Source organism: Actinomadura flavalba DSM 45200, assembly GCF_000374305.1.
GTDB lineage: Bacteria > Actinomycetota > Actinomycetes > Streptosporangiales > Streptosporangiaceae > Spirillospora > Spirillospora flavalba.
This window is the reverse complement of record NZ_KB894099.1, coordinates 194263-219420: the sequence shown is the minus strand read 5'-3', so window position 1 is coordinate 219420 and position 25158 is coordinate 194263. Positions and strand designations below refer to the sequence as shown.

The 25158-nt window shown below is 71.8% G+C and carries 31 protein-coding genes; 24 read left to right on the top strand and 7 right to left on the bottom strand.

Annotated elements, in window-relative coordinates; translation table 11 throughout:
- Positions 1-11 precede the first annotated feature (11 nt).
- The 7 genes from rpsE to C229_RS0123540 all read left to right on the top strand — a co-directional run bounded on the left by rpsE (position 12) and on the right by C229_RS0123540 (position 4831).
- Complete coding sequence (gene rpsE / locus C229_RS0123570) at positions 12-632, top strand: 30S ribosomal protein S5 (RefSeq protein WP_018657581.1); 621 nt, start codon at positions 12-14, stop codon at positions 630-632.
- On the top strand, positions 629-811 hold the full coding sequence (gene rpmD, locus C229_RS0123565; protein WP_018657579.1) for a 50S ribosomal protein L30: 183 nt from the start codon (positions 629-631) through the stop codon (positions 809-811). The genes rpsE and rpmD overlap by 4 nt, the downstream gene beginning before the upstream one ends.
- Position 812: 1 nt before the next feature.
- On the top strand, positions 813-1274 hold the full coding sequence (rplO, locus tag C229_RS0123560) for a 50S ribosomal protein L15 (protein WP_018657577.1): 462 nt from the start codon (positions 813-815) through the stop codon (positions 1272-1274).
- 196 nt (positions 1275-1470) lie between these two features.
- Entirely contained in the window at positions 1471-2766 is a 1296-nt protein-coding gene (gene secY / locus C229_RS0123555; protein WP_026314097.1) for a preprotein translocase subunit SecY, read from the top strand.
- On the top strand, positions 2767-3420 hold the full coding sequence (locus C229_RS0123550; protein WP_018657573.1) for an adenylate kinase: 654 nt from the start codon (positions 2767-2769) through the stop codon (positions 3418-3420).
- 111 nt (positions 3421-3531) lie between these two features.
- Positions 3532-4353, top strand: coding sequence for a type I methionyl aminopeptidase (map, locus tag C229_RS0123545; RefSeq protein ID WP_018657572.1), 822 nt, complete (start codon positions 3532-3534; stop codon positions 4351-4353).
- 31 nt (positions 4354-4384) lie between these two features.
- Positions 4385-4831 (top strand): DUF1707 SHOCT-like domain-containing protein, encoded by a 447-nt coding sequence (locus tag C229_RS0123540; protein WP_026314096.1) that lies wholly within the window; start codon positions 4385-4387, stop codon positions 4829-4831.
- A 4-nt stretch (positions 4832-4835) separates the two neighbouring features.
- Here C229_RS0123540 and C229_RS0123535 read toward each other — a convergent pair whose 3' ends face one another.
- Entirely contained in the window at positions 4836-5648 is an 813-nt protein-coding gene (locus C229_RS0123535; RefSeq protein ID WP_018657570.1) for a phosphodiesterase, read from the bottom strand.
- Between the two features lie 246 nt (positions 5649-5894).
- Here C229_RS0123535 and C229_RS33145 point away from each other — a divergent pair, with 246 nt between their 5' ends.
- Positions 5895-6455, top strand: a complete 561-nt coding sequence (locus C229_RS33145; protein WP_018657569.1) for a sortase domain-containing protein — start codon at positions 5895-5897, stop codon at positions 6453-6455.
- 12 nt (positions 6456-6467) lie between these two features.
- On the opposite strand, the gene C229_RS0123525 is transcribed toward C229_RS33145, so the two are convergent.
- On the bottom strand, positions 6468-7040 hold the full coding sequence (locus tag C229_RS0123525; RefSeq protein ID WP_018657568.1) for a hypothetical protein: 573 nt from the start codon (positions 7038-7040) through the stop codon (positions 6468-6470).
- 279 nt (positions 7041-7319) lie between these two features.
- On the opposite strand from C229_RS0123525, the gene infA reads away from it, so the two are divergent.
- From infA to C229_RS0123480, 9 genes are all read left to right on the top strand, one after another.
- Positions 7320-7541 (top strand): translation initiation factor IF-1, encoded by a 222-nt coding sequence (infA, locus tag C229_RS0123520; RefSeq protein WP_018657567.1) that lies wholly within the window; start codon positions 7320-7322, stop codon positions 7539-7541.
- A gap of 74 nt (positions 7542-7615) precedes the next feature.
- Positions 7616-7729, top strand: a complete 114-nt coding sequence (rpmJ, locus tag C229_RS0123515) for a 50S ribosomal protein L36 (protein ID WP_018657566.1) — start codon at positions 7616-7618, stop codon at positions 7727-7729.
- Between the two features lie 208 nt (positions 7730-7937).
- Positions 7938-8318, top strand: a complete 381-nt coding sequence (rpsM, locus tag C229_RS0123510; protein ID WP_018657565.1) for a 30S ribosomal protein S13 — start codon at positions 7938-7940, stop codon at positions 8316-8318.
- Between the two features lie 57 nt (positions 8319-8375).
- Positions 8376-8777, top strand: coding sequence for a 30S ribosomal protein S11 (rpsK, locus tag C229_RS0123505; RefSeq protein WP_018657564.1), 402 nt, complete (start codon positions 8376-8378; stop codon positions 8775-8777).
- A 23-nt stretch (positions 8778-8800) separates the two neighbouring features.
- Positions 8801-9427 carry a 30S ribosomal protein S4 gene (gene rpsD, locus C229_RS0123500; RefSeq protein ID WP_026314095.1) on the top strand — a complete coding sequence of 209 codons (627 nt, stop codon included), beginning with the start codon at positions 8801-8803 and terminating at the stop codon, positions 9425-9427.
- A 107-nt stretch (positions 9428-9534) separates the two neighbouring features.
- Positions 9535-10548 (top strand): DNA-directed RNA polymerase subunit alpha, encoded by a 1014-nt coding sequence (locus tag C229_RS0123495; protein WP_018657562.1) that lies wholly within the window; start codon positions 9535-9537, stop codon positions 10546-10548.
- Between the two features lie 174 nt (positions 10549-10722).
- On the top strand, positions 10723-11253 hold the full coding sequence (rplQ, locus tag C229_RS0123490) for a 50S ribosomal protein L17 (protein ID WP_018657561.1): 531 nt from the start codon (positions 10723-10725) through the stop codon (positions 11251-11253).
- 118 nt (positions 11254-11371) lie between these two features.
- Positions 11372-12217 carry a tRNA pseudouridine(38-40) synthase TruA gene (gene truA / locus C229_RS0123485; protein ID WP_018657560.1) on the top strand — a complete coding sequence of 282 codons (846 nt, stop codon included), beginning with the start codon at positions 11372-11374 and terminating at the stop codon, positions 12215-12217.
- Between the two features lie 73 nt (positions 12218-12290).
- Positions 12291-13253, top strand: a complete 963-nt coding sequence (locus tag C229_RS0123480; RefSeq protein ID WP_026314094.1) for a zinc-binding dehydrogenase — start codon at positions 12291-12293, stop codon at positions 13251-13253.
- A 13-nt stretch (positions 13254-13266) separates the two neighbouring features.
- Here C229_RS0123480 and C229_RS0123475 read toward each other — a convergent pair whose 3' ends face one another.
- From C229_RS0123475 to C229_RS0123465, 3 genes are all read right to left on the bottom strand, one after another.
- Entirely contained in the window at positions 13267-14583 is a 1317-nt protein-coding gene (locus C229_RS0123475; RefSeq protein ID WP_020608195.1) for a hypothetical protein, read from the bottom strand.
- 16 nt (positions 14584-14599) lie between these two features.
- Positions 14600-15733: a hypothetical protein gene (locus tag C229_RS0123470; protein ID WP_018657558.1), complete on the bottom strand. Its 1134-nt coding sequence runs from the start codon at positions 15731-15733 to the stop codon at positions 14600-14602.
- A gap of 81 nt (positions 15734-15814) precedes the next feature.
- Positions 15815-16570: a CAP domain-containing protein gene (locus C229_RS0123465; RefSeq protein WP_018657557.1), complete on the bottom strand. Its 756-nt coding sequence runs from the start codon at positions 16568-16570 to the stop codon at positions 15815-15817.
- 552 nt (positions 16571-17122) lie between these two features.
- Here C229_RS0123465 and rplM point away from each other — a divergent pair.
- The 3 genes from rplM (at position 17123) to glmM (ending at position 19703) form a co-directional block, all read left to right on the top strand.
- On the top strand, positions 17123-17566 hold the full coding sequence (rplM, locus tag C229_RS0123460) for a 50S ribosomal protein L13 (protein ID WP_018657556.1): 444 nt from the start codon (positions 17123-17125) through the stop codon (positions 17564-17566).
- 101 nt (positions 17567-17667) lie between these two features.
- Positions 17668-18186, top strand: a complete 519-nt coding sequence (rpsI, locus tag C229_RS0123455; RefSeq protein ID WP_018657555.1) for a 30S ribosomal protein S9 — start codon at positions 17668-17670, stop codon at positions 18184-18186.
- A 173-nt stretch (positions 18187-18359) separates the two neighbouring features.
- Positions 18360-19703 carry a phosphoglucosamine mutase gene (glmM, locus tag C229_RS0123450; protein ID WP_026314092.1) on the top strand — a complete coding sequence of 448 codons (1344 nt, stop codon included), beginning with the start codon at positions 18360-18362 and terminating at the stop codon, positions 19701-19703.
- Between the two features lie 41 nt (positions 19704-19744).
- Here glmM and C229_RS0123445 read toward each other — a convergent pair whose 3' ends face one another.
- Positions 19745-20392, bottom strand: coding sequence for an HNH endonuclease family protein (locus C229_RS0123445; RefSeq protein WP_018657553.1), 648 nt, complete (start codon positions 20390-20392; stop codon positions 19745-19747).
- A gap of 255 nt (positions 20393-20647) precedes the next feature.
- Here C229_RS0123445 and C229_RS0123440 point away from each other — a divergent pair, with 255 nt between their 5' ends.
- The 4 genes from C229_RS0123440 to C229_RS0123425 are packed head-to-tail and all read left to right on the top strand — an operon-like array spanning position 20648 to position 24126.
- Positions 20648-21580, top strand: a complete 933-nt coding sequence (locus C229_RS0123440) for an ABC transporter ATP-binding protein (protein ID WP_051109062.1) — start codon at positions 20648-20650, stop codon at positions 21578-21580.
- Positions 21577-22452, top strand: a complete 876-nt coding sequence (locus C229_RS0123435; protein ID WP_018657551.1) for an ABC transporter permease — start codon at positions 21577-21579, stop codon at positions 22450-22452. Before C229_RS0123440 ends, C229_RS0123435 begins: the two co-directional genes overlap by 4 nt.
- A 49-nt stretch (positions 22453-22501) precedes the next feature.
- Positions 22502-23413 carry an ABC transporter ATP-binding protein gene (locus C229_RS0123430; RefSeq protein WP_018657550.1) on the top strand — a complete coding sequence of 304 codons (912 nt, stop codon included), beginning with the start codon at positions 22502-22504 and terminating at the stop codon, positions 23411-23413.
- Entirely contained in the window at positions 23410-24126 is a 717-nt protein-coding gene (locus C229_RS0123425) for an ABC transporter permease (protein ID WP_018657549.1), read from the top strand. The genes C229_RS0123430 and C229_RS0123425 overlap by 4 nt, the downstream gene beginning before the upstream one ends.
- Positions 24127-24129: 3 nt before the next feature.
- On the opposite strand, the gene coaA is transcribed toward C229_RS0123425, so the two are convergent.
- On the bottom strand, positions 24130-25059 hold the full coding sequence (gene coaA, locus C229_RS0123420) for a type I pantothenate kinase (RefSeq protein ID WP_018657548.1): 930 nt from the start codon (positions 25057-25059) through the stop codon (positions 24130-24132).
- Between the last annotated feature and the right edge of the window lie 99 nt (positions 25060-25158).

Here is a 25158-nt window from a genome sequence, read left to right as displayed (position 1 = left end):
AGGAACCACTGATGGCAGCGCAGAGGCGCGGTGGCGGTCAGGGTGGCGACCGTCAGGGCCGCCGCGACGACCGCCGCGGTGGCGCCGACAAGGGTCAGTCGTACATCGAGAAGGTCGTGGCGATCAACCGTGTCGCCAAGGTCGTCAAGGGCGGTCGCCGCTTCAGCTTCACCGCCCTGGTGATCGTCGGTGACGGCAACGGCACCGTCGGTGTCGGCTACGGCAAGGCCAAGGAGGTGCCCGCGGCGATCGCCAAGGGCGTCGAGGAGGCCAAGAAGCACTTCTTCAAGGTGCCGCGCATCCAGGGCACGATCCCGCACACCGTGCAGGGCGAGGCGGCGGCGGGCGTGGTCCTGCTGCGTCCGGCCAGCCCCGGTACCGGTGTGATCGCGGGTGGCCCGGTGCGCGCCGTGCTGGAGTGCGCCGGTATCCACGACGTGCTGAGCAAGTCCCTCGGCACCGACAACGCGATCAACATCGTCCACGCGACGGTGGCGGGCCTCAAGTCGCTGAAGCGGCCCGAGGAGATCGCCGCCAAGCGCGGTCTGCCGATCGAGGACGTCGCCCCCGCGGCGATGCTCCGCGCCCGCGCCGCGGGCAGCGAGCCCCGGCAGGAGGTCGCGTCGTCGTGACCAATCTCAGGATCACGCAGACCAAGTCTGTGATCAGCGAGAAGCAGAACCAGCGTGACACGCTGCGCACCCTCGGCCTGAAGAAGATCGGGCAGAGCGTGGTCCGCGAGGACCGCCCCGAGGTGCTCGGCATGATCCGGACGGTGGCGCACCTCGTCGCCGTCGAGGAGGTCGACTGACATGGCGGACACCAACGAGGGCGCGCCCCTCGGGGTGCACGACCTGCGTCCGGCCCCCGGCGCCAACCGCAGCAAGACCCGCAAGGGCCGCGGCGAGGCGTCCAAGGGCAAGACCGCGGGCCGCGGCACCAAGGGCACGAAGGCCAGGAGCACGGTTCCGGTCGGGTTCGAGGGCGGTCAGATGCCCCTGATCCGGCGGCTGCCCAAGCTCAAGGGCTTCAAGAACCCGAACCGCGTCGAGTTCCAGGTCGTGAACCTGGACAAGCTCGCCGAGCTGTACCCCGACGGTGGCGAGGTCACCGCCGAGGACCTGGCGGCCAAGGGCGCGGTGCGCCGCGGCAAGCCGGTGAAGGTGCTCGGCCAGGGCGACATCTCCGTCGCCGTGCAGGTGAAGGTGCACGCCTTCTCCGGCTCGGCCAAGGAGAAGATCGCGGCGGCCGGCGGCAGCGCCGACGAGCTGTAAGCGGGCGATGGTGAACCGGGGCCGCTCCCGTCGCGCGTCACGGACCGTGAGGTCGGTGCGTGCGGGGGAGCGGCCCCGGTCACATCTGCTGTTAGAGTCACTTCGGTGAGGAGGGCCTGTCATGCCTCCCCGCTACTTCGAGTCCTGAAACCGGCCCCACGGCTGCCATGCATAAGTCAGTCGCGCAGGAGGAATGGTGCTGACCGCGTTCGCTCGGGCTTTCCGTACGCCTGACCTGCGTAAAAAGCTGTTGTTCACGCTGTTCATCATCGTGGTGTTCCGCGTGGGCTCGATGCTGCCGTCCCCTGGTGTGAACACCAAGGTGCTGTCCGAATCCGCCGACGCCGCGCGGGACACGAGCCAGCTCTACGGGCTCGTCGACCTGTTCAGCGGTGGAGCGCTGCTGCAACTCTCGGTGTTCGCGCTGGGCATCATGCCCTACATCACGGCGAGCATCATCCTGCAGCTCCTCACGGTCGTGATTCCCCGGCTGGAGGCCCTGAAGAAGGAGGGCCAGGCCGGTACCACCAAGATCACCCAGTACACGCGGTACCTGACGATCGGTCTCGCGATCCTTCAGGCGACCGGCATCGTCGCGATGGCGAGCACGGGGCAGCTCCTGCAGAACGTGCCGGGTGCCGAGAACATCCTGTACGAGAAGGACATGTTCACGATCATCACGATCGTCATCGTGATGGTGGCGGGCACCTCGGTGATCATGTGGCTCGGTGAGCTGATCACGGACCGGGGCGTCGGCAACGGCATGTCGATCCTGATCTTCACGCAGGTCGTCGCGGTGTTCCCCGCCCAGTTCTGGAGCATCTACCAGTCCAAGGGCGGCTTCGTCTTCGCGATGGTCCTGATCGTGGGCCTCGCCATCATGGCGGGCGTCGTGTTCGTGGAGCAGGCGCAGCGCCGCATCCCGGTGCAGTACGCGAAGCGGATGGTCGGCCGGCGCATGTACGGCGGCACCTCGACCTACATCCCGCTGAAGGTCAACCAGGCCGGCATCATCCCTGTGATCTTCGCCTCCTCGCTGCTGTACCTCCCGGTGCTGGCGACGCAGCTCTGGCCCGACACCAAGTGGCTCCAGAACATCCAGCCGTACCTCCAGCCCAGCAACGGCTGGCACATGGCGGTCTTCTTCGTCTTCATCATCTTCTTCGCCTTCTTCTACGTCGCGATCACCTTCAACCCCACTGAAGTCGCCGACAACATGAAGAAGTATGGTGGGTTCATCCCAGGTATCCGTCCGGGGCGGCCGACCGCCGAGTACCTCGACTACGTGCTGACGCGGATCACCACTCCCGGCGCGTTGTACCTGGGGCTCGTCGCCCTGATCCCCATGGTCGCGTTCGCCCTCCTGGAGGCGACCAACGACTTCCCGTTCGGTGGCGCGAGCATTCTCATCGTCGTCGGCGTCGGACTGGATACCGTGAAGCAGATCGAATCTCAGCTCCAGCAGCGCAACTACGAGGGTTTCCTCCGGTAGATGCGTATCGTTCTGGTGGGCCCCCCCGGCGCGGGCAAGGGGACGCAGGCCCAGTTCATCGCCTCGCATCTGTCGATCCCGAAGATCTCGACCGGTGACATCTTCCGCGCGAACGTGTCCGGTGGCACCGAGCTCGGCCGCAAGGCCAAGGAGTTCATGGACCGCGGCGACCTCGTCCCCGACGAGGTGACGATCGCCATGGTCCGTGACCGGCTGTCCGAGGACGACGCCCGCGACGGATTCCTGCTCGACGGGTTCCCGCGCAACGTGCCGCAGGCCGAGACGCTCAAGAAGATGCTCTCCGAGTGGGACGCCCGGCTCGACATCGTCCTGGAGCTCGTCGTCGACGAGGAGGAGGTCGTCCGCCGCCTCTCCGGCCGCCGCACCTGCACCAAGTGCGGCAAGATCTGGCACGTCGACTTCGACGACAAGCGCGACGACATCTGCGACGACTGCGGCGGCAACCTGTTCCAGCGTGACGACGACAAGGAGGACGTCGTCCGTCACCGGCTGGAGGTCTACCAGGAACAAACCGCCCCGCTCGTGCAGTTCTATGAGGACGAGGGCATCCTCGCCGGTATCGAGGCGACCGGTTCGGTCGAGGAGGTCACCGGGCGCGCGCTGGCGGCGCTGGCACCGCTGGAGAGCGCCTAGCCGTCCGGTAGGGCTCCGACGTACGTATCCCGCCTCGCAGACCGCACGGTCTGCGAGGCGGTCGTCTTCCCGGCCGCGGTGCCGCGGCCACCAACGCGTGAGGGGTTGCAGATGTTCAAGCGGCGCCGTCCGGCCGTCCAGATCAAGACGGCCGAGCAGGTCGAGCTGATGCGTGCCGCGGGCCTGCTGGTCGGCCGCACGCTGGAGTTGCTGCGGGCGTCGGTGCGGCCGGGCATCAGCACGCTCGACCTCGACACGGTCGCCGAGCAGCACATCCGCGACCACGGCGGCGTGCCGTCGTTCAAGGGCTACCACGGGTTCACCGGCACGATCTGCGCCTCGGTCAACGAGGAGATCGTGCACGGCATCCCCAACGGCGGCAAGGTGCTGCGCGACGGCGACGTGATCTCGATCGACTGCGGCGCGATCGTCGAGGGCTGGCACGGCGACGCGGCGGTCACCGTGCCCGTCGGGGAGATCACGCCCGAGCTGCGCACGCTGCTGGACGTCACCGAGACGTCCCTGTGGCACGGCCTGGCGGCCGGTCGAGCCGGGGCTCGTATGACTGACATGTCGCACGCGATCGAGACGTACGTGCGGTCTCAGGGCCCGTACGGCATCGTCGAGGGCTATGGCGGGCACGGCATCGGCACCGAGATGCACATGGACCCGCTCATCCCGAACCACGGCGCGCCCGGCCACGGCCCGGTGCTGGAGCCGGGCATGTGCTTCGCCGTCGAGCCGATGGTGAACCTCGGGACGAAGGACACGGTCGAGCTGGACGACGGCTGGACGGTCGTCACGGGCGACGGCCGGTATTCGGCGCACTTCGAGCACACGTTCGCCGTCACCCCGGACGGCCCCCGTGTGCTGACGGCCCTTGACGAGGGCCGGGAGTGGTTCGCCAAGCTGGGGATCACGGCGTCCGCCTGAGACGCCTCCGCTGACCTTGAGGAGCCTGGCCATGGCACCGAACCCTGAGATGCGGGCTTCGGACGTCGACCGCGACCGCGTCGCCGCGAGCCTGCGCGAGCACTGCGCGGTCGGCCGCATCACGACCGAGGAGCTCCAGGAGCGCATCGAGGCGGTCTACGCCGCCCGCACGCTCGGTGACCTGGACGAGGTGACCGCCGACCTCCCCGAGGAGGACCCGCACCGCGACCACTACCCGGTGCCGTCCTCGCAGCGGTACGAGACGTCCCCGGCCCACCGCGACGGCAGGCCGGTGGTGGCGCCCCCGGCGGGCACGGTCGCGTGGACGTCGTGGGCCGTCGTCAGCGGCCTCAACCTCGGCGTCTGGGCCATCCTCGCCCTGACCGGCACCCTGGTCTACCCGTGGTGGCTCTGGGTGGCGGGCCCCTGGGGCATCGTCCTGATCATCGGCACCCTGGCCCGCCGCGCCCAGCACTGAGCGGCTACTCCACGTCCATCAGGGGGCGGTAGTTGCCGGTGGGGACGAAGTGGGTCGTCGTGGTCGTGGTGGTGACGAGGTGGACGGCGAAGCCCGCGGGTTCGCCGGTGACGGCGGCGTGGCCGGGCTGGGTGAGGTCGAGGAAGAGCTGCCGGTAGGTGCTGGGGCAGGTCGTCGCGACGATGCCGCCGAGCGACCCGGCCGAGCCCCGGTGGACGTGGCCGCTGATGACGCGGACGACCTGCGGGTGGCGGCGCAGCACGCCGCCGAACGCGGCGGCGTTGGTGAAGCGCATGTCGTCGATGAAGCGGATGCCGACCGGGTAGGCCGGATGGTGCGTGGCGACGACGGTGGGACGGTCCGGCACGGCGGCGAGGGTCGTGTCGAGCCAGGCGAGGCGGTCGTCGTCCATGAACCCGTACGGCTGCCCCTGGACGCTGGTGTCGCAGCAGACGAGCCGGACGTCGCCGATGTCGACCGCGTACTGCAACGGGGCCCGCACCGACGTGCCGGTGGCGGAGACGGCGGGGTGGTCGGCGAAGACGGCGCGCAGCGCGTCGGGGTCGTCGTGGTTGCCGCACAGCGGGTAGACGGGCATCGGGAGCGGCGAGAGCAGCGCGTGCAGCCGGGTGTACTCGGCGGCCAGGCCCGCGTCGGCGAGGTCGCCGGTGAGCACGACGGCGTCCGGCCGGGCCGGCAGCGACAGCAGGCTCGACACGGCCGCGCGCAGCGCGCGGACGGGCCCGGAACCGTCGTCCACGGCCCCGTCGCGCCCGGCCGCGAGGTGGATGTCGCTGAGCTGCGCGATGATCGCCATTGATCTGTGCCCCCTTGTGTCGAGCGCGCCCGGCGGGACCGTCCGCCGGAAGCGCTGGAATGATCTTTACGTCTCCGTGATCAGCATGTCGACGCGGCCCGGGGAGACAAGGAACACCGGTGTCGTCCGACCACGGCCCGGATGGGGGAGACGCATGATGCGCGACAGGAAGGCCGCCGGGGTGGGTGCGTCACCGCTCACCGTACTCCCGGTGGCGTACCGCCGGGTCCTGGGCGGAGCGCGGCGATGATCCGGCACTGCCGGCTGGGTCCGGTCGGTGACCGGCGCCGGTGCGGTACGCCGGTCCTGCCCGAGTTGCCGCCGGTGCGTCCGCAGCCGCGTCCGCTGGCGGGCGAGCTGGGCGCGGCGCTGCCGAGCACGCTGGCGATCCCGTCGATCGGGGTGGCGTCGCCGCTGAGCGCGGTGGGCGGGGACGCGTCCGGCGTGATCGTCGCGCCGCCCGCCGCCGAGGACGGGCTGGCGGGCTGGTACGCGGCCGGTCCGACGCCGGGACGGCCGGGCGCGGCCGTGATCGTCGGGGGACGGGTGCTGGCCCGGCTGCGCGACCTGGTGCGCGGTGACATCGTCGGTGTCGTCCGCGCGGACGACACGGTCGCGGTGTTCCGGGTGACGACGGCCGAGCGGCTGCCCGAGGTGCCGTATCCGCGGGCGCGGCTGCTGGCGCCGTCCGACGAGCCGGAACTGCGCCTGCTGACGACGGCGCACGCGGTGCACGTCCTCGTCTACGCGACGTTCACCGCCGCCTACGCGCTGGACGACCTGGCGCTCACCGCGCCGGACGAGTGAGGCGGGGCCGGGTCAGGCGACGTGCACGACGGCGTCGAGCGCGGAGGTGACCTCGGCGGCGGCCGGGGCGATGTCGGGGACGACGTCGCGCAGCGCGAGCCATCCGTTGATGGCGCGGACGGTCGGGCGGGCCTCGCGCAGCACGGGGTCGTCCAGGCCGTACCAGTCGGCGACCTTGGACCAGCGCCAGAGCCGGTGCCCGCCGGTCGACATCTCGGCGGGCGGGAACCGGTCGTCGCTGCCGCCCCGGCCGGGGCCGCGCGCGCCGGTGATCGCCAGCCGGACCGAGTCGATGGAGCGGTGGGTGCGTTCGGCGATGTCGCGGATGGTCAGCAGCGGGTCGGCCTCGACGCGCAGCGCCCGCGCGCCGGGCGCGCTCTCCTCGACGTGCTCCAGGACCTCCATGATCGCGGCGGCGAGGGTGCGGCCCTGCCAGGCGCAGGAGGCGTTGCCCGGCCGGTCGGCGTGCCCGGGGTCGGTGATGATGGAGACGGTGACGCGGCCGTGGGTGCGGTCGAAGAGGCCGTCCAGCTCCTCCTCGAAGTACGGGCGGCTGAGGATCAGCGCGAAGTCATAGCTCGGCATGCCGACCCTCCCTGGACGTCTTCCCACTGGAAAGGTACAACGCGAACGCGGGGTATGCTGGTATCGGGAGCGGTCTCCGGTGCAGCGGTACGTGTTCGTTTCGCGTAAGGCGGCGCGGTGGCGTAGACTCCTGTGCCGGTCCGTTTTCGGCCGCCTTGATCCCCGGTGACCTTCCGTCACCGTGTGGAATGCGGCCGGTTCCCTCGGTGTTCCACACTCGGTGTGGTCTTGCCCTGGGCGGCCGACGTCCAATGAGCCGATCAGCGAAGCGCGGAGGACATGCCCAAGAAGGAAGGCGCCATCGAGATCGAGGGCACCGTCATCGAGTCCCTCCCGAACGCCATGTTCCGGGTGGAGCTCGACAACGGGCACAAGGTGCTCGCCCACATCAGCGGCAAGATGCGGATGCACTACATCCGAATCCTGCCGGACGACCGCGTCGTCGTGGAGTTGAGCCCCTACGACCTCACGCGCGGTCGGATCGTCTACCGCTACAAGTAGTACTCACCCCACTGGGGTTGCCTTCCCCGCGCGTGGCGGCGCGGGGGTGACCCTGAGAATTTCGAGGAGACCCAGTGAAGGTCAAGCCGAGCGTCAAGAAGATCTGCCAGAAGTGCCGCGTCATCCGCCGGCACGGCCGGGTCATGGTCATCTGCTCCGACCCGCGCCACAAGCAGCGCCAGGGCTGACGCCCTGTCGTGCAGTGCTTCCCCGCGCCTGCGGGGTTGATCCTCACGTATCGCTGCCTTCGCAGGACCGCCGTACGGCCTTGATCGGGTCGTACGGCTCGGTCGTGTGAAGGGACGACCCTCGGACGGAGGCCGAGGCCGCCACCCGGGCAGGGTGTGTGCGGACGCGATACGCCGATACCTCCGCCAATGAAGGGAACTGCCCACGATGGCACGCCTCCTCGGCGTCGATCTTCCGCGCGACAAGCGGCTGGAGATCGCTCTCACCTACATCTTCGGGATCGGCCGTACCCGTGCGCTGGAGACCCTCGCGGGCACCGGCGTCGACGGCAACCTGCGGGTGCACCAGCTCGGCGACGACGAGCTGGTGAAGCTCCGTGACTGGATCGAGACGAACTACAAGGTCGAGGGTGACCTTCGTCGCGAGGTCCAGGCCGACATTCGACGCAAGATCGAGATCGGGTCCTACCAGGGCATCCGGCACCGCCGCGGGCTTCCGGTCCACGGCCAGCGCACGCAGACCAACGCGCGCACCCGTAAGGGCAAGAAGAAGACCGTGGCCGGCAAGAAGAAGGCCGGCAAGAAGTAGTCCGCACGGACCTCATCCGGTCCGCCGGATCGACGACCTCACGAGTAGAGAGAGCAGATGCCTCCTAAGAGCCGTGTCGGCGCCAAGAAGGTGCGCCGCAAGGAAAAGAAGAACGTCGCTCACGGGCACGCCCACATCAAGAGCACGTTCAACAACACGATCGTCTCGATCACCGACCCCAACGGCAACGTGATCTCCTGGGCCTCCTCCGGCCACGTGGGATTCAAGGGTTCGCGCAAGTCCACCCCGTTCGCCGCGCAGCAGGCCGCCGAGGCCGCCGCGCGCCGCGCGATGGAGCACGGCATGCGCAAGGTCGACGTCTTCGTGAAGGGCCCGGGCTCGGGCCGCGAGACCGCCATCCGCTCGCTCTCCGCGACCGGTCTTGAGGTGGGCTCGATCCAGGACGTCACGCCCGTCCCGCACAACGGCTGCCGCCCGCCCAAGCGCCGGCGCGTCTGAGCCGAAGGGGAGATACAGGAATCATGGCTCGTTACACCGGTGCCGACTGCAAGCTGTGCCGTCGGGAGAAGATGAAGCTGTTCCTCAAGGGCAGCAAGTGCGATGGCCCCAAGTGCCCGATCGAGATCCGTCCTTACCCCCCGGGTGAGCACGGTCGCGGTCGGCCGAAGGAGACCGAGTACCTGCTTCAGCTCCGTGAGAAGCAGAAGGCCAAGCGCATCTACGGCATCCTTGAGCGCCAGTTCAGCAACTACTACGTCGAGGCGAACCGCCAGGGCGGCAAGACGGGTGAGAACCTGCTCACGCTGCTCGAGCGCCGTCTCGACAACGTCGTGTACCGCGGCGGTTTCGCCAAGTCCCGCGACATGGCCCGGCAGCTCATCCGCCACGGCCACATCCGGGTCAACGGCAAGAAGGTCGACATCCCGTCGTACCTCGTTCGCGAGTCCGACATCGTCGACGTCAAGGGCAAGTCGCAGGACATGACGCCGTTCCAGGTCGCCAAGGCCGAGGCCGGCGAGCGTCCCGTCCCGGCGTGGCTCGGGCAGGACTCGGAGAAGATGCGCATCCTCGTGCACTCGCTCCCGGTCCGCCAGCAGATCGACGCTCCCGTCCAGGAGCAGCTGATCGTCGAGCTCTACTCCAAGTAGCGGCTCCTCTCGGACGGGGGCCGGGTTCGTCCCGGCCCCCGTCCGGGCACATCGAAGAAGAGATCGCGGTCGTCAAATAGCGGGCACCGCGGGAAGAAGGAGCACTCATGCTCATCGCACAGCGTCCCACCCTCACCGAAGAGCAGGTGGACGAGTACCGCTCCCGGTTCACCATCGAGCCGCTGGAGCCGGGCTTCGGCTACACGATCGGCAACTCGCTGCGGCGCACGCTGCTGTCGTCCATTCCGGGCGCGGCCGTGACCAGCATCCGCATCGAGGGCGTGCTGCACGAGTTCTCGACCGTTCCCGGGGTCAAGGAGGATGTCACCGACATCATCCTGAACCTCAAGGAGCTGGTCGTCTCGTCCGAGCACGACGAGCCGGTCGTCATGTACCTGCGCAAGCAGGGGCCGGGCGACGTCACCGCCGCCGACATCGCGCCGCCGGCCGGTGTCGAGGTGCACAACCCCGACCTGCGCATCGCCACGCTGAACAACAAGGCGAAGCTGGAGATGGAGCTGACGGTCGAGCGCGGCCGCGGCTACGTCTCGGCGGCGCAGAACAAGCAGCCGGGGCAGGAGATCGGCCGTATCCCGATCGACTCGATCTACTCGCCCGTCCTCAAGGTGACCTACAAGGTCGAGGCGACGCGCGTCGAGCAGCGCACCGACTTCGACCGGCTCATCCTGGACGTCGAGACCAAGCAGTCGCTGCTGCCGCGCGACGCGGTCGCGTCGGCCGGTAAGACGCTGGTCGAGCTGTTCGGGCTGGCGCGCGAGCTGAACGTCGAGGCCGAGGGCATCGACATGGGCCCGTCCCCGACGGACGCCGCGCTCGCCGCCGACCTGGCGCTGCCGATCGAGGAGCTGAACCTCACGGTCCGCTCCTACAACTGCCTCAAGCGCGAGGGCATCCACTCGGTGGGCGAGCTGGTGGCCCGCTCCGAGCAGGACCTCCTGGATATAAGGAATTTCGGCGCCAAGTCGATCGAAGAGGTCAAGCAGAAGCTCAACGACATGGGCCTCTCGCTGAAGGACTCCCCGCCCGGGTTCGACCCGAGCGCGGCGGCCGACAACTACGGCGACGACGACGGCGGTTACGCGGAAACCGAGCAGTACTGACGAAAACCGCAGCGCAGCGGAGGTTTTCGGCAGTGCTGCTGCCGGGGGTCTGGGGGTTGTCCCCCCGAAGTGACACGCACAGTACTGACCCTCGGAGCACGACCCCCGGGGCCGCCCGGCCCCGGGGCAAGCTGACGTCGGTACCTGATACGGCCGGCGCAGGAAGGACGAGACATGCCTCAGCCCACCAAGGGTGCCCGCCTCGGCGGTAGCGCCGCGCACCAGCGTCTGATCCTCGCGAACCTGGCGACGTCGCTGTTCGAGCACGGCCGCATCACCACCACCGAGGCCAAGGCCCGCCGGGTCCGCCCGCTGGCGGAGAAGCTGATCACCAAGGCCAAGAAGGGCGACCTGCACAACCGTCGCCAGGTCGCGCAGGTCATTCGCGACAAGAGCGTCGTGCACGAGCTGTTCACGGTGATCGGCCCGCAGTTCGCGGCTCGTCCGGGTGGCTACACCCGCATCACCAAGCTCGGCCCGCGCAAGGGCGACAACGCGCCCATGGCCGTGATCGAGCTGGTGCAGGAGCCCCTGGCGGCGGCGACCGGCACGACCGCCAAGTCGGCTCCGGCCGAGGACACCACCGCCAAGGCGGACGCCGCCGAGGCGAAGGCGGACGCCGCGGAGGCCAAGGCCGAGGCCGCGGAGGCGAAGGCGGAGGCCGCGGAGGCCAAGGCGGACGCCGAGGCCGACGCCGAGAAGTAAGAGATCGCGCGACATGCGCAAGGGCCCGCCGTTCCGCTACGGGACGGCGGGCCCGATCTTTGCGAGACTGGTGCCCCCATCCGAACGGCACGGCCAGGGCGAAGGAGACACCCCCGCGATGACCGCACTCGTGCGACTCCGGCTCGACATCGGCTATGACGGTGCCGGTTTCGCGGGCTGGGCACGGCAGCCCGGCCAGCGCACGGTGCAGGGGGTCATCGAGGACGCGCTCGCCAAGCTGCTGCGGCTCGACCCGGCTCCGATGCTGACGGTCGCGGGCCGCACCGACGCGGGCGTCCACGCGCGGGGCCAGGTCGCGCACGTGGTGCTGCCCGTCGCGGCGTACTCGGCGGTCGGCGCGGCGATGCCCCGGCGGCTGGCGGGACTGCTGCCCGCCGACGTCCGCGTCTGGAACGTCTCGGTGGCGCCCGACGGCTTCGACGCCCGGTTCTCCGCGCTGACGCGCCGGTACGTGTACCGCGTCTGCGACGACCCGGTCGGCGTCGATCCGCTGCGCCGCCACGACGTCGTCTGGCATCCGCGTCCGCTGAACATCGAGCGGATGAACGACGCGACCGCGCTGCTCGTCGGCGAGCACGACTTCGCGGCGTACTGCCGCAAGCGCGAGGGCGCCACGACGATCCGCGAGCTGCTGCGCTACGAGTGGACGCGCGAGGCCCCGCGCCTGGCGTCGGCGACGGTCGAGGCCGACGCGTTCTGCCACTCGATGGTCCGCGCGCTGGTCGGCGCGCTGCTGGTGGTGGGCGACGGGCGGCGCGACGTGGAGTGGCCGTCGCAGGTGCTGTCGGCGCGGGTCCGCGACTCGTCGGTGAACGTGGCCCCGGCGCACGGGCTGACGCTGGAGGAGGTCCGCTATCCCGACGCGGAGAACCTCGCGCAGCGCGCGCAGCAGACCCGCCGGGTCCGCACGTTCTCGCCCGCCGTCGCGGTGGAGGACGTCTGACCGCTTGACCTCGACCAAACTTGAGGTTGAACGATGGTCTCGTCCGTTGTTGAACGAACGAGAGGGGGCCGTCATGCGCGCGGTCGTAGTGCGTGAATTCGGTGGACCGGACGTGCTGACGCCGGTGGAGCTGCCCGATCCGGTGGCGGGGCCGGGAGAGGTCGTGGTCGAGCTGGCCGCGGCCGACGTCATCTTCCTCGACACCCTGCTCCGGCAGGGCTGGGGCGGGGACACCTTCCCCCGCGAGACACCGTACGTCCCCGGTGGCGGGGGCGCGGGCGTGGTCGTGGCAGTCGGGGAGGGCGTCGATCCGGGCTGGGTCGGGCGGCGCGTCGCCGCGCGGTCATCGACCGGGTACGCCGAGCGGATCGTGGCGTCGCTGGACGGGGTCGTCCCCGTCCCGGACGGGCTGGACCTGCGCACGGCCGCGGCCGTGCTGCACGACGGTGTGACCGCGCTGTGGATCGCGTCGCTCGGGGAGATCGAGCCGGGCGCGTGGGTGCTGGTCGCGGCGGCGGCCGGGGGCGCCGGGTCGCTGCTGGTGCAGCGGGCGCGGGACGCGGGGGCGCGCGTCGTCGGGGCGGCGCGCGGTGAACGGAAGCTGGCGCTGGTGGAGGAGTCCGGCGCGGAGATCGCGGTGGACTACTCCGAGCCCGGCTGGGTGGAGCGGGTCCGCGAGGCGACCGGGGGCGGCGCGGCCGTCGTCTTCGACGGCGCGGGCGGCGCGCTCGGCCGCGCGGCGTTCGACGCGGCCGCCGACGGCGGGCGGTTCGTCACCTATGGGGCGTCGGACGGTCTCACCGAGATCGACGCGGCGGAGGCGTCCAAGCGGGGCGTGACCGTGGTCGCGCCGCTGCTGGACGGGCCGCCCGAGGCGGCCTCGGCGCTGGAACCGCTGGCGCGGGCGCTCGAACTGGCGGCGGCCGGGCGGCTGCGGCCCGCGATCGGGGCCACGTATCCGCTCGACCGCGCCGCCGACGCGCACGCCGCGCTCGCGGAGCGCGCGACCGTCGGCAAGTCGCTCCTGATCATCTGAGGCCGGTCGCGGTTCAGGAGCGGGCGTCGATCGGGCGGACGGTGTAGTCGATGAAGCGGGCCGTCGCGGCCTTCAGGGCGGCGGTGTCGGTGTCGGGGCGGCCCGTGGGGTGCTGGGCGTAGGCGTAGATGACGTAGCGGCCCCGGACCGTCGCGGCGGCGTAGCCGCCCGCGCGGTCGATCTGCTGGGAGCGCTTGCCGCCCATGCCTCGGAACCACTCGTAGCGGCTCGGGTCTCCGGCGCGGCCGACGCGGAGCGCGGCGGCCTTCGTCGGCAGGACGGCGACGCCCGCGGTCACCGCGACCGATCCCGCCCGCTCCAGGAACGTGACGCGGACGACGCTGCCGCACTTCTCCCGGAGCAGCGCCGCCGCCATCGCGCCGCGCGCGGTCAGCCGGCAGTCGTGGTTGACCGAGGCGCGGTCGCGCACGTAGGCGCGTCCGTCCAGCGTCACCGCCGACGCGGGGAACACCTCGGTGAGCGCCAGCGGACGCGGGTCGGTGCGGGCGCTGTCGATCCGGGACGCCTCCGCCGGGGCGGTCGGCCGCAGCGGGGGCTGTCCGGCGGGCGTGGTCGGCGCCGGGGCGGGGCTGCGCGTCGGCGCCGCGACGGGCTCGTCCTCGCCGCCGAAGGCGAGGGCGAGGGCGCCCGCGCCGAGGATGACGGCCACGGCCGCTCCGGCGGTGATCACGGCGACCCGGCGTCGCTTTCCGGCGTTGGCGGGCTTGTGCGGCGCGTCCGGCACGAAGCCGGGCACGACGGACTCTCCGGACGTGGACGCTCCGGCGTTCACCGCCCACGGGGCGGGCGGGACGCCGGGCGTCGCGGGGAGATCGGTGCGGGTGGGCGTCTCGGTGTCGTCGCGGGGCTTCTCGGGAGCCGCCGCGGGGAGGTCGGTGCGGGTGGAGGCGTCCGCGTCGTCGCGGGGGCCTTCGCCGGTGGACGCGTCCGCTTCTTCGCCGGGATCGTCGCTGCGCGTCGGGGCGTCGTCCCGCTCCGGCGGGGCGAGGGTCGGGATTCCGTCCGGGTCGGTGTCGGGGTAGGCCGGGGACTTGGAGACGGCCGGCGGGCGCGGGACCGCGCCGCGGCTGTCGATCTCCGGGGAGCCCGCGCCCGCGACGAGCCGTCCCGGCGGCACCTCGGGCCGCTCGGCGGGCTCCTCGTCGGGTGACGGGGCCGCGTCGTCGGTCGCCCACCAGGGCTTCTCCAAGGCGCGCGGCTTGATGCGGAGGACGGGTTCGTCCGCGTCCGCCGCCTCGTCCGGGCTACCGAAGCCGGGCGGGACGGGGGGCGGGGACGCCGGGTCGCGGGGGTCGACTGGTTCGGGCATGAGTTCTGCGTACCGCTCAGTTCTTGAAGGGGACGCCTTCGGTCTCCCGGTAGGCGAGGGCGAAACCGAGGTTGCTTCCCTTGATCATCTGCTGGCCGAACGTCGCGACCGTCTTGTGGTGCGCGGCCGGGATCTTCTTGCCGTCCGGCCGCTGGACCCACGTCATCACGAGGTAGTGCCCGCGCGCCTGCGCGGTGCCGAGCGCCTCGCCCTTGCCGATCGTCCGGCTGTGCCCGCCGCCCGGGACGGGCCGCAGGTAGGCGTTCTGCGCGGCGGCGGCGCGCTCGGCGTACTTGGCGCCCTTCTCGGTCTTGAGGTTGAGGACGCCGACGGTGCCGACGAGCTTGCCGTCCTTGCGCGCGTAGGTGGCGCGGAGCGTCTGGCTGCACCCGGCCTTCTTGACCGCCGCCGCGAACGACGCGCCGGTCACCGCGCCGGTGCACGAGCCCGACTTCCACGCCGTCCGCGTGTACTTCTGGCCGCCCGCCGTGTACGTCGCCTTGCCGAACGCCTCGGCGAGCGTCATCGGCTTGGGGTCGGTGGCGCGGCTCTTGAGCTTGACGGGGTCGAGCGGGGACACGCTCGGCTTCGGTGACGCCGACGGCTCGGGCGTCTCGGCGGCGGGCGCCGCCTGGGGGGCGGGCTTCTTCTCGTCGTCCTGGAGCATGGACGATCCCGCGTATCCGGCGCCCATCAGCACCAGGCCCGCGACGGCGGCACCGGCGATCACGAGCGGCAGCCGCCGCGACCGGCGCGGGGCGTCGTCGCCGCGGTCGGTGAAGCCCTCGTCGGGCGGGCCCTCGTAGCGTCCGCCGTCGTAGGGGCCGGGGTCGTCGTACGCGCCGCCCTGTTGCTGCCAGGCGGCGCGGCCCGCGACGGGGAGGCCCTCCGGCGGTTCGGCGCCGAACGCGCTCGGCGGCGCGTGCCGGGTGGCCGCGCCCGGGTCGTCGAAGCGGTCGTCGTGGGGCGGACCGTCCATGCGGGACGCCGGTCCGACGACGGGCTGCCCGCCGGTGTGGCCGCCGCCCTGCGGCGTCCAGCCGTCGTCGCCCCGGGGGGCGCCGCCGGACCGTTCCGCGTCGGGAGCCCACGGTTCGCGCCGCTCCCACGGAACGCCGCCGGGATTGCCTTGATCGCCCGGGTAACCCATGGCCGTGACCTTACCCAACCGTGCCCGGAGCCTGGGCCGGAACGGACCCGGCCCGGCCTCGGACGACGTGCCGTCGCACGGTCACGACCAGCCGAAGTTCTGCGTCCAGTACGGTCCGCCACTGCTCACCATGCCGACGCCGATGGCCTTGAGCTTGCAGTTGAGGATGTTCGCGCGGTGTCCCGGGCTCTTCATCCAGGCGTCCATGACGGACGCGGCCGTGCGCTGCCCCTTGGCGATGTTCTCGGCGCCGGGGCTGCGGTAGCCCGCGTCCTCCATCCGCTTCCACGGGGAGTCGCCGTTCTGCGAGTCGTGGGAGAAGTAGTTCTTGGCGGACATGTCGGCGGAGTGCCGTCGCGCGGACGTCATGAGCCGCGCGTCGGTGCGCAGCGCGGGGCAGCCCGCCTTCGCGCGTTCCTTGTTGGTGAGCGACACCACGGCCACCTCGGCGGCGTTGCCACCGCCGCCACCACCGCCACCGCCACCGCCGGACGGCGGCCTGGGCGCCGGCGCGCCGCCTCCGCCGCCGTTGCCGGAGCCTGGACGGGCGGACGTGGACGGCGACGCCGACGCGGACGCCGACGGCTTCACGACGGGCCCGCGCACGGCCTTGAGCGGCGGCGCGGTCGCGAATCCGGGCCGCGCGGCGGCGGCGCGGGTGGGGTCGGCGGCGCGCGGCGCGAGCTCGTCGGCCGCCAGGGGGTCGGCGGCGGGACGTTCGGCGGCGCCGTCGGTGGACGCGGCGGGTGCGGTGCGCACGTCGGGCAGCAGGACGCGGTCGAGCACGACGCCGGTCGCGACGGCCAGTCCGGCGGCGGTGACGGACGCGATGAGCACGCCGGAGCGGGAGCGGCGCGGCGGGCGCGGGGCGGGCCGCAGCTCGCCCGGCCGGTCGCGGCCGTGCTCGTCGAGATGGGCGAAGGGGTCGGAACGGCGGGGGCGGCGGGAGGAGGGCAGGGGGTGCTCCTCGGGACGGGCCGGGTCATGCCGGCGGGGGACCGGTCGGGCGGCACCCTACCGTCTTCGTCCCAGATGCGCCCGGATTCTTGTTAAATGACCGTTCGACCGGGGGAGCGCCGCCGTCCCGGCGGTCCGCGCACCCGCCGGAACGTGGCCGGTGTGGGCGGTTCCCGGTTGCTTTGACGTGCGTCCGCGCGGGCGGATATCCTGGCGGGCCGTGGTCTGTGTCGTCGCCGTGCCCCGTCCGGGCAGGTGAGAACGCAGGCCCGTGTGCCGGCCACCGGTCCCTCGTTCGGACCGGGTTCCGGCCTCCGCGAGCGCCAAGTCCAAGCCGTCCCTCGGTCGGCGGGACGTCTACGCCGCCGCAAGGCGCCCCTCCACCCGTGGTGGGGCGTGCCGACAGCCGACAAGGAACGAAGGTCCACGACCGTGCGCACGTACACCCCTAAGCCCGCTGACGTTCAGCGTCAGTGGCATGTCATCGACGCGACCGACGTCGTGCTCGGCCGGCTCGCCAGCCAGGCCGCGCAGTTGCTGCGGGGGAAGCACAAGCCGATCTACGCTCCGCACCTCGACACCGGTGACTTCGTCGTCATCATCAACGCCGACAAGATCTCCCTCTCCGGCAACAAGCGTGAGCAGAAGCGCGCCTACCGCCACTCGGGCTACCCGGGCGGACTCCGCTCGGTGTCCTACGGCGACCTGCTGGAGAAGAACCCCGAGCGCGCCGTCGAGAAGGCGATCAAGGGCATGCTGCCCAAGAACAGCCTCGGCCGCCAGATGTTCGGCAAGCTGAAGGTCTACGCCGGTCCGGAGCACCCGCACCAGGCGCAGAAGCCCGAGGCGTTCGAGATCAAGCAGATCGCGCAGTAACACCCGCAGCACCCCGTACGACCTTCCGCAACAGTGGCCGCCGGGGCGCCCGCACGCACGCGGGTCCGCCGCCCTGGCCAGAAGACCTTCCTAGGAGAACCGTGACCGAGCAGTCCGGCACCGAGACGCCCGTCGAGGGCGCCGAGATCGACACGTACGAAGACGCCCCGTCGGAGTACAGCACCGAGAGCCCCGACGCCGCCGAGGCCGGCCTCGTCGGCCAGCCCGTCGCCACCGGCCCCGCCGCCGGCACCGGCCGCCGCAAGCAGGCCATCGCCCGCGTCCGGATCGTGCCCGGCACCGGTCAGTGGACGATCAACGGCCGCTCCCTCGACCAGTACTTCCCGAACAAGGTGCACCAGCAGATCGTGAACGAGCCGTTCGTGCTGCTCGGCCTGGAGGACCAGTTCGACGTCCTCGTCCGCGTGTCCGGCGGCGGCACCACCGGCCAGGCCGGTGCGCTGCGCCTCGGCATCTCCCGCGCCCTCCAGTTCGGCAACATCGACTACCGCCCCGCGCTGAAGAAGGCGGGCTTCCTCACCCGCGACGCGCGCGTGCCCGAGCGTAAGAAGGCCGGTCTCAAGAAGGCCCGTAAGGCTCCGCAGTACAGCAAGCGCTGACCCGTGGCACGAGCCGTCGTGCCCCTCGCTTTCCCGATCCGGTTTCGGCCGGACGGGAACGCGGGGGCGCGGCGGCTCGTCTGCGTTTCCGGGGGTATGTAGACACCAGCTTCGACCACGCGACGGCCGGGGGGCGGGTTCGCGCGGTCTTTCGTCTTTCCGGGAGTGGAACTGTGGGTCGTCTGTTCGGGACCGATGGCGTGCGCGGGCTGGCCAACCGCGACCTGACGGCGCCGCTGGCCATGGACCTGTCCGTCGCGGCGGCGCGGGTCCTCGGCGAGGCCGGGGCGTTCGAGGGGCACCGGCCGCTGGCGGTGGTCGGGCGCGATCCGCGCGCCTCGGGCGAGTTCCTGGAGGCGGCCGTCGTCGCCGGGCTCGCGTCCGCCGGAGTGGACGTGCTGCGGCTCGGCGTCCTGCCCACCCCCGCCGTCGCCTACCTCACCAGCACGCTCGACGCCGACCTCGGCGTCATGCTGTCGGCGTCGCACAACGCGGCGCCCGACAACGGCATCAAGTTCTTCGACCGCAGCGGCTACAAGCTCGCCGACGAGATCGAGGACCGGATCGAGGCCGCGCTCGGCACCGACTGGACGCCGCCGACGGGCGCGGGCGTCGGACGCGTCCGCGACGCGCACGGCGCCGTCGAGCAGTACGTCGCGCACCTGCTGACGACGCTGCCGGTGTCGCTGCACGGGCTCAAGGTCGTCGTGGACTGCGCGAACGGCGCGTCGTGGGAGGTGGCTCCCGAGGCGCTGCGCCGCGCGGGCGCCGAGGTCGTCACGATCGGCGCCGCGCCGGACGGGCTCAACATCAACGACGGCTGCGGCTCGACGCACCTGGACGCGCTCGCGGAGGCCGTCCGCAAGCACGGCGCCGACGCGGGCATCGCCAACGACGGCGACGCCGACCGGTGCCTGGCCGTGACGGCGGCGGGCGACGTCGTCGACGGCGACCAGATCATGGCGATCCTGGCGCTGGAGCTGCGCGAGGCCGGGAAGCTGGCGGGCGACACCGTCGTGGCGACCGTGATGTCCAACCTCGGCTTCAAGATCGCGATGCGGGACGCGGGGCTGAACGTCGTGGAGACGGCCGTCGGTGACCGGTACGTGCTGGAGTCGATGAAGGAACACGGCTACAACTTCGGCGGCGAGCAGTCCGGGCACGTCATCATGCTCGACTCCGCGACGACCGGCGACGGCGTGCTGACGGGCCTGCACCTGCTCGCGGCGGTCGCGCGGAGCGGCCGTCCGCTGGACGAGCTGGCCAAGGTCATGACGCGGCTGCCGCAGGTGCTGGTCAACGTCCGCGACGTCGATCGCACGCGGGTGAAGACGTCGCCGGAGCTGTCGGCGGCGATCGAGGCGGAGGAGGCGGCGCTCGGCACCACCGGCCGCGTGCTGATCCGGCCGAGCGGCACCGAGCCGATGGTGCGCGTCATGGTCGAGGCGCCGACGCAGGAGGAGGCGGGCTCGGCGGCCGAGCGGCTGGCCGACGTCGTCCGCACCGCGCTGCGGTAGAACGTTCCGGGCCGTCCCCGGGCGGGGCGGCCCGGTCCGGGTCAGCAGCGGCTGAGGAAGTCCTGGAGGGCGTCGTGGTCGGCGCGGGTGACGGGCAGCCCGTAGGAGTCGGCGACCTGGACGTAGCGGACGCCGTAGGCGCACTGGAACGCCTTCTGCGGCTTCCAGTCGGCGGGGCCCTTGTCGCTCTTCTGCCGGTTCGGCACGCCCCAGACGGCCAGCAGGTTCGCGGGGTCGTTGGCGAACTTCTCCCGCTTGTCCTCGGCCCACCGCGCGGCGCCCATGCGCCAGGCGAGCGCGAGCGGGATGACGTGGTCGATCTGCACTTCGGCGGCGTCGGCCTTCCGGAAGCTGATGGACTTGCCGCTGTAGGGGTCGTCGAGTTTCCCGGCGACGACGACGCACTTGCCCTGCCGCTCGACGGACTCCAGATCGCGCGCGAGGACGTCGTTGCGCTGGTCGCAGCCGTTGCGGTCGGTGTCCTTCCACCGCACCCCGAACTCGGTGCGCGCGTACCCGGACCCCGACCCCTCGCTCGCGATCCGCAGCCCGGACAGCGCCGAGCGCGCCTTCCGCACGTCCTGCCCGGCCGGTTTGGCGCTCGGCGCTCCGCCGTCCGCGCCCGCCCCCGGCTCGGTGAGGCCGACGTCCCCCTCGCACCCGGCCACCCCGGTCAACGCCACCGCCACGCCCAGTGCCGTCGCGACAGTCCGCGACCGGAGCCCGTTCCGCACCTCAAGCCCACCCATCTTCCGCTGTGCGCCCACACATTCCCCATCCGAGCGCCCTAAACGTGCCATAACGCGGGCGCCGATGCTACGTGCGACGGTGCGGGGCCCCTACCTCCGTCGCAGTCACGGGCCGGGATGAGTCGGCCGTGAGGCGGTGGGGAAAGGGCCGAAAGGCTGAGGTCGGGGCGGGCGGGAGCCGCTAGGTTCGGGGACATGCCGATCATTGCCGCCGAAGGGCTGACGATGAGGTTCCCCAGGGTGACCGCCCTGGACGACCTCACGTTCGCCGTGGAGCCAGGTGTCGTGGGCCTGGTCGGGGCCAACGGCGCCGGGAAGTCCACGCTCATCAAGATCCTGCTGGGGCTGCTGCCGCCGTCCGCCGGACGCGCCGAGGTGCTCGGGCTCGACATCGCCCGGCAGGGCGCCGAGATCCGCGCGCTCGTCGGGTTCATGCCCGAGTACGAGTGCCTCCCGCCGGACGTCTCGGCCACCGAGTTCGTCGTGCACATGGCGCGGATGAGCGGGCTGCCCGCCACGGCCGCCCGCGAGCGCGCCGCCGACGTCCTGCGCCACGTCGGCCTCTACGAGGAGCGGTACCGCCCCATCGGCGGCTACTCCACCGGCATGCGGCAACGGGTCAAGCTCGCGCAGGCGCTCGTGCACGACCCGCGCCTGGTCTTCCTCGACGAACCCACCAACGGCCTCGATCCGGCCGGGCGCGACGAGATGCTCGCGCTCATCCGCCGCATCGGCGCCGAGTTCGGCATCAGCGTCCTGGTCACCTCGCACCTGCTCGGCGAGCTGGAACGCGTCTGCGACCACGTCGTCATCATCGACGGCGGGCGGCTGCTGCGCTCGCAGGCGGTCGCGTCGTTCACCGAGGCCAGCGGCACCCTCGTCGTCGAGGTCGAGGAGGGCCGCGACGTCCTCGGCGAACGGCTGCACGCCGCGGGCGCCGCCGTCCGGCCCGACGGCCGCGTCCTCGCCGTCGAGATCGCCGGCGAGCAGACCTACGACCTCATCCGCGACACCGTCGTCGACCTCGACCTGCGCCTGGTCCGGCTCGAACAGCGCCGGCACCGCATCGAAGAGGTCTTCACCGCGCCGGTTCCCCCGCCCGCGCCGCCCCAGGGAGCGATGCGATGACGAGCGCCATCCACGACATCGGCTACCGCCACTACGACGGTCCCCGGCTCGGCCGCGGCTACGTGAGGCGGTCGCTGTACCTGCACAACCTGCGCGCGGCGTGGGGGCTCGGCCGTCCCGCTCGGTCCAAGGTGCTGCCGTTCCTGCTCGCCGCGATCGTGCTGCTGCCCGCGCTGGGCTCGGTCGCCATCGCGGTCGCCACCAAGATGCCCGGCGAGCTGATCCGCTATTCGGCGTACGCGATCTACCTCCAGGTCGTCGTCGCGATCTTCCTGGCGACGCAGGCGCCGGTGCTCGCCTCGCGCGACCTGCGCTTCCACGTCGTCCCGCTGTACTTCTCGCGCCCGGTCGGCCACCTGGACTTCGTGCTCGCCAAGCTCGGCGCGATGGCCACGGCGCTGTTCGTCCTGCTGGCCGCGCCGGTGATCACGCTCTACATCGGCTCGCTCATCGCCAAGACGCCCGACCGGGGCACCCAGGCGCTCGAAGCCGCCGGGGCCCTGGTCGGCTGCGCGGTGTTCGCGCTGGTGCTCGCGTCGCTCGGTCTGGTCATCGCGGCGTTCACGGCGCGGCGCGGGCTCGGCGTCGCGGCCGTCATCGCCTTCTACATGATCAGCACCGCGTTCGTCTCGATGCTCCAGGGCATCGCCGAGGCGCGGACCAACTTCACCCTCGTCGGCTGGCTGGGGCTGCTGTCGCCGTTCAACCTGGTCGACATCGTCCAGGTGCGGCTGCTCGGCGCCGAGCTGACGGCCCTCGGCGCGCCGTCCGGCATCGGCGGCGGCCTCGCCGCGCTGGCGATCTGCGTGGCGATCGTCGCGCTGGCGATCCCGATCCTGGGCCGCCGGTACCGCAAGGCGGGGCTGTCGTGAGCACCGTGGACCGCCCGGCGACGAGGGCCCGCACCGACGGAGGAGACGCGTGAGCGAGCTGAGACTGGACGGCGTCTCGCGGTGGTACGGCAACGTCGTCGCCGTGAACGGCGTCTCGATGACGATCGGGCCCGGCGTGACGGGGCTGCTCGGCCCCAACGGCGCGGGCAAGTCCACGATCATCCACATGATGGGCGGCTTCCTGGAGCCGTCGTCCGGCACGGTCGCGCTCGACGGCGCCCCCGTCTGGCGCAACCCCGACGTGTACCGCACGCTCGGGCTCGTCCCCGAGCGCGAGGCCGCCTACGACTTCCTCACCGGCGGCCGGTTCGTGCGGGCCATGGCCGAACTGCACAAGCTGCCCGATCCAGGCGCGGCGGCCGCGCGGGCGATCGCGCTGGTCGAGATGCAGCCCGCCGCCGACCGCTCGATCGGCACGTACTCCAAGGGCATGAAGCAGCGCATCAAGATGGCGTCGGCGCTCGTCCACGACCCCGCCGTCCTGCTGCTCGACGAGCCGTTCAACGGCATGGACCCGCGTCAGCGCCTCCAGCTCATGGACCTCATCCGGCGGATGGCCGCCGAGGGCCGCACGATCCTGTTCAGCTCGCACATCCTGGAGGAGGTCGAGCGCCTCGCCCAGCACATCGAGGTGATCGTCGCCGGGCGGCACGCCGCCTCCGGCGACTTCCGCGAGATCCGCCGCCTCATGACCGACCGCCCGCACCGCTTCACCCTGCGCTCCACCGACGACCGCGCCCTCGCCGCCGCACTCATCGCCGACGGCTCCGCACGCAGCGTCAACCTCACCGCGCAGGGCGTCGAGATCGAGGCCGTCGACTTCGCCCGCTTCACCTGGCTCCTCCCGCGCCTGGCCCGGGACGCGTCCATCCGCCTGTGGGAAGTGGCCCCGTCCGACGAGTCCCTGGAAAGCGTCTTCTCCTACCTGGTGGCACGATGAACTCGACGATCGCGATGATCACGTTCCGGGCGATGCTGGGGCGCCGCCGCGCGGTGCTGCTGTTCCTGCTGCCGGGGGCGCTGCTCGTCCTGGCGCTGCTGCTGCGCGTCACCGGCACCGCCGACCTCGACATCTCCGCGAACGTTCTGCAGGCCCTCGGCGTCGCGACGCTGCTGCCGCTGCTGGCGCTCATCGCGGGCACCGGCGTCATCGGCCCGGAGATCGACGACGGCCAGATCATGTACGTCCTGACGACGCCCGTCCCGCGCCGCACGGTGATCATCACCAAGTTCGTGGTGGCGCTGGTGCTCGTCGTCGGGTTCGCGGTCGTCCCCGTGACGCTCGCCGGGCTGATCCTCACCGGCACCACGGCGGGCGTCGTCCCGGCCTACGCCGTCGCCATGCTCGCGGGAGCCGTCGCGTACACGGCCGTGTTCACCGCCCTGGCGGTCGCCAGCCGCAACGCCGTCGCGATCGGCCTGATCTACGCGCTGGTCTGGGAGGCGCTGCTCGCCAGCTTCGCCCCCGCCGCCGGAACGGTCTCGGTCCAGCAGTGGTCGCTGTCCATCGCCGACGCGCTCACCGGCGCCTCCCAGATCGACTCGTCGGTCTCCCTCCCGCTGTCACTGACCCTGCTCGCCACCGTCACCGTCGCCGGCGTCCTGCTGGCCATCACCCGCCTCCGCTCCCTGACGGTCGCCTCCGCCGACTAGCCGTCAGACGCGGCGGAGGCGGATGCGCTGCACGGCGTGGTCGCGGTCCTTGGCGAGGACGAGCCGGGCGCGCTCGCGGGTGGGCAGGATGTTGGAGACCAGGTTGACCTCGTTGACGTCGCGCCAGACGCGGTGGGCGAACGCGGCCGTCTCGTCCTCGTCGATGTGGGCGTAGCGGTGGAAGTAGGAGCGCGGGTCGGCGAAGACGGTGCGGCGCAGCGCGAAGACGCGGTCGATGTACCAGCGGCGGATGTCCTCGATGCGGGCGTCCACGTAGATCGAGTAGTCGAAGAGGTCCGCGATGCCGAGCCGCCCCGGCGCGGGCGCCTGGAGCACGTTCAGGCCCTCGACGATGAGGATGTCGGGCCGCCGCACGACGTGCCGCGCCCCCGGCACGATGTCGTACGCCAGATGCGAGTACACGGGCACGGCCGCCTCCGGCGCCCCGGCCTTGACCGACGCGACGAACCGCACCAGCGCCCGCCGGTCGTACGATTCGGGGAACCCCTTGCGGTCCGCGAGCCCGCGCCCGGCCAGCTCCGCGTTGGAGTACAGGAAGCTGTCGGTCGTCACCAGGTCGACCGCGGGGTTGCCGGGGCCGCGCGCCAGCAGCGTCCGCAGCAGCCGCGACACCGTCGACTTCCCGGCCGCGACGCTGCCCGCCACGCCCACGATGAACGGCACGGGCCGTGCCGTCTCGCCGAGGAACGCGGCGACGGCGCCGTGCACACCGCCGTTCGCGTCGCGCAGCGAGCTCACCAGCCGCGCCAACGGCAGGTAGATCTCCCGGGTCTCGGTGAGGCCGATCGGCTCGCCGAGGCCGCGCAGCGCCGTCAGTTCGGCGTCGGTGAGGGGCAGCGGCGTTCCGGCCGCCAGGTCCCGCCACGCCTCGCGTGACACGTCCGCATAGAGGCCCGGCACGTCGACGGTCATAACGGAACCCTGGCACGACGGCGGACCCGGCGCGCGCATGTCAGGCCCGGGGCCACGGTCGCGTGTGGTCGATGTCACTGATCGGCAAGCGTCCGGGCG

Coding starts and splice junctions, on each gene's coding strand:
- rpsE (WP_018657581.1), top strand. CDS start 12: ATGGCAGCGCAGAGGCGCGGTGGCGGTCAGGGTGGCGACCGTCAGGGC.
- rplO (WP_018657577.1), top strand. CDS start 813: ATGGCGGACACCAACGAGGGCGCGCCCCTCGGGGTGCACGACCTGCGT.
- C229_RS0123550 (WP_018657573.1), top strand. CDS start 2,767: ATGCGTATCGTTCTGGTGGGCCCCCCCGGCGCGGGCAAGGGGACGCAG.
- map (WP_018657572.1), top strand. CDS start 3,532: ATGTTCAAGCGGCGCCGTCCGGCCGTCCAGATCAAGACGGCCGAGCAG.
- C229_RS0123540 (WP_026314096.1), top strand. CDS start 4,385: ATGGCACCGAACCCTGAGATGCGGGCTTCGGACGTCGACCGCGACCGC.
- C229_RS0123535 (WP_018657570.1), bottom strand. CDS start 5,648: ATGGCGATCATCGCGCAGCTCAGCGACATCCACCTCGCGGCCGGGCGC.
- C229_RS33145 (WP_018657569.1), top strand. CDS start 5,895: ATGATCCGGCACTGCCGGCTGGGTCCGGTCGGTGACCGGCGCCGGTGC.
- C229_RS0123525 (WP_018657568.1), bottom strand. CDS start 7,040: ATGCCGAGCTATGACTTCGCGCTGATCCTCAGCCGCCCGTACTTCGAG.
- infA (WP_018657567.1), top strand. CDS start 7,320: ATGCCCAAGAAGGAAGGCGCCATCGAGATCGAGGGCACCGTCATCGAG.
- rpsM (WP_018657565.1), top strand. CDS start 7,938: ATGGCACGCCTCCTCGGCGTCGATCTTCCGCGCGACAAGCGGCTGGAG.
- rpsK (WP_018657564.1), top strand. CDS start 8,376: ATGCCTCCTAAGAGCCGTGTCGGCGCCAAGAAGGTGCGCCGCAAGGAA.
- rpsD (WP_026314095.1), top strand. CDS start 8,801: ATGGCTCGTTACACCGGTGCCGACTGCAAGCTGTGCCGTCGGGAGAAG.
- C229_RS0123495 (WP_018657562.1), top strand. CDS start 9,535: ATGCTCATCGCACAGCGTCCCACCCTCACCGAAGAGCAGGTGGACGAG.
- rplQ (WP_018657561.1), top strand. CDS start 10,723: ATGCCTCAGCCCACCAAGGGTGCCCGCCTCGGCGGTAGCGCCGCGCAC.
- truA (WP_018657560.1), top strand. CDS start 11,372: ATGACCGCACTCGTGCGACTCCGGCTCGACATCGGCTATGACGGTGCC.
- C229_RS0123480 (WP_026314094.1), top strand. CDS start 12,291: ATGCGCGCGGTCGTAGTGCGTGAATTCGGTGGACCGGACGTGCTGACG.
- C229_RS0123475 (WP_020608195.1), bottom strand. CDS start 14,583: ATGCCCGAACCAGTCGACCCCCGCGACCCGGCGTCCCCGCCCCCCGTC.
- C229_RS0123470 (WP_018657558.1), bottom strand. CDS start 15,733: ATGGGTTACCCGGGCGATCAAGGCAATCCCGGCGGCGTTCCGTGGGAG.
- C229_RS0123440 (WP_051109062.1), top strand. CDS start 20,648: ATGCCGATCATTGCCGCCGAAGGGCTGACGATGAGGTTCCCCAGGGTG.
- C229_RS0123435 (WP_018657551.1), top strand. CDS start 21,577: ATGACGAGCGCCATCCACGACATCGGCTACCGCCACTACGACGGTCCC.
- C229_RS0123425 (WP_018657549.1), top strand. CDS start 23,410: ATGAACTCGACGATCGCGATGATCACGTTCCGGGCGATGCTGGGGCGC.
- coaA (WP_018657548.1), bottom strand. CDS start 25,059: ATGACCGTCGACGTGCCGGGCCTCTATGCGGACGTGTCACGCGAGGCG.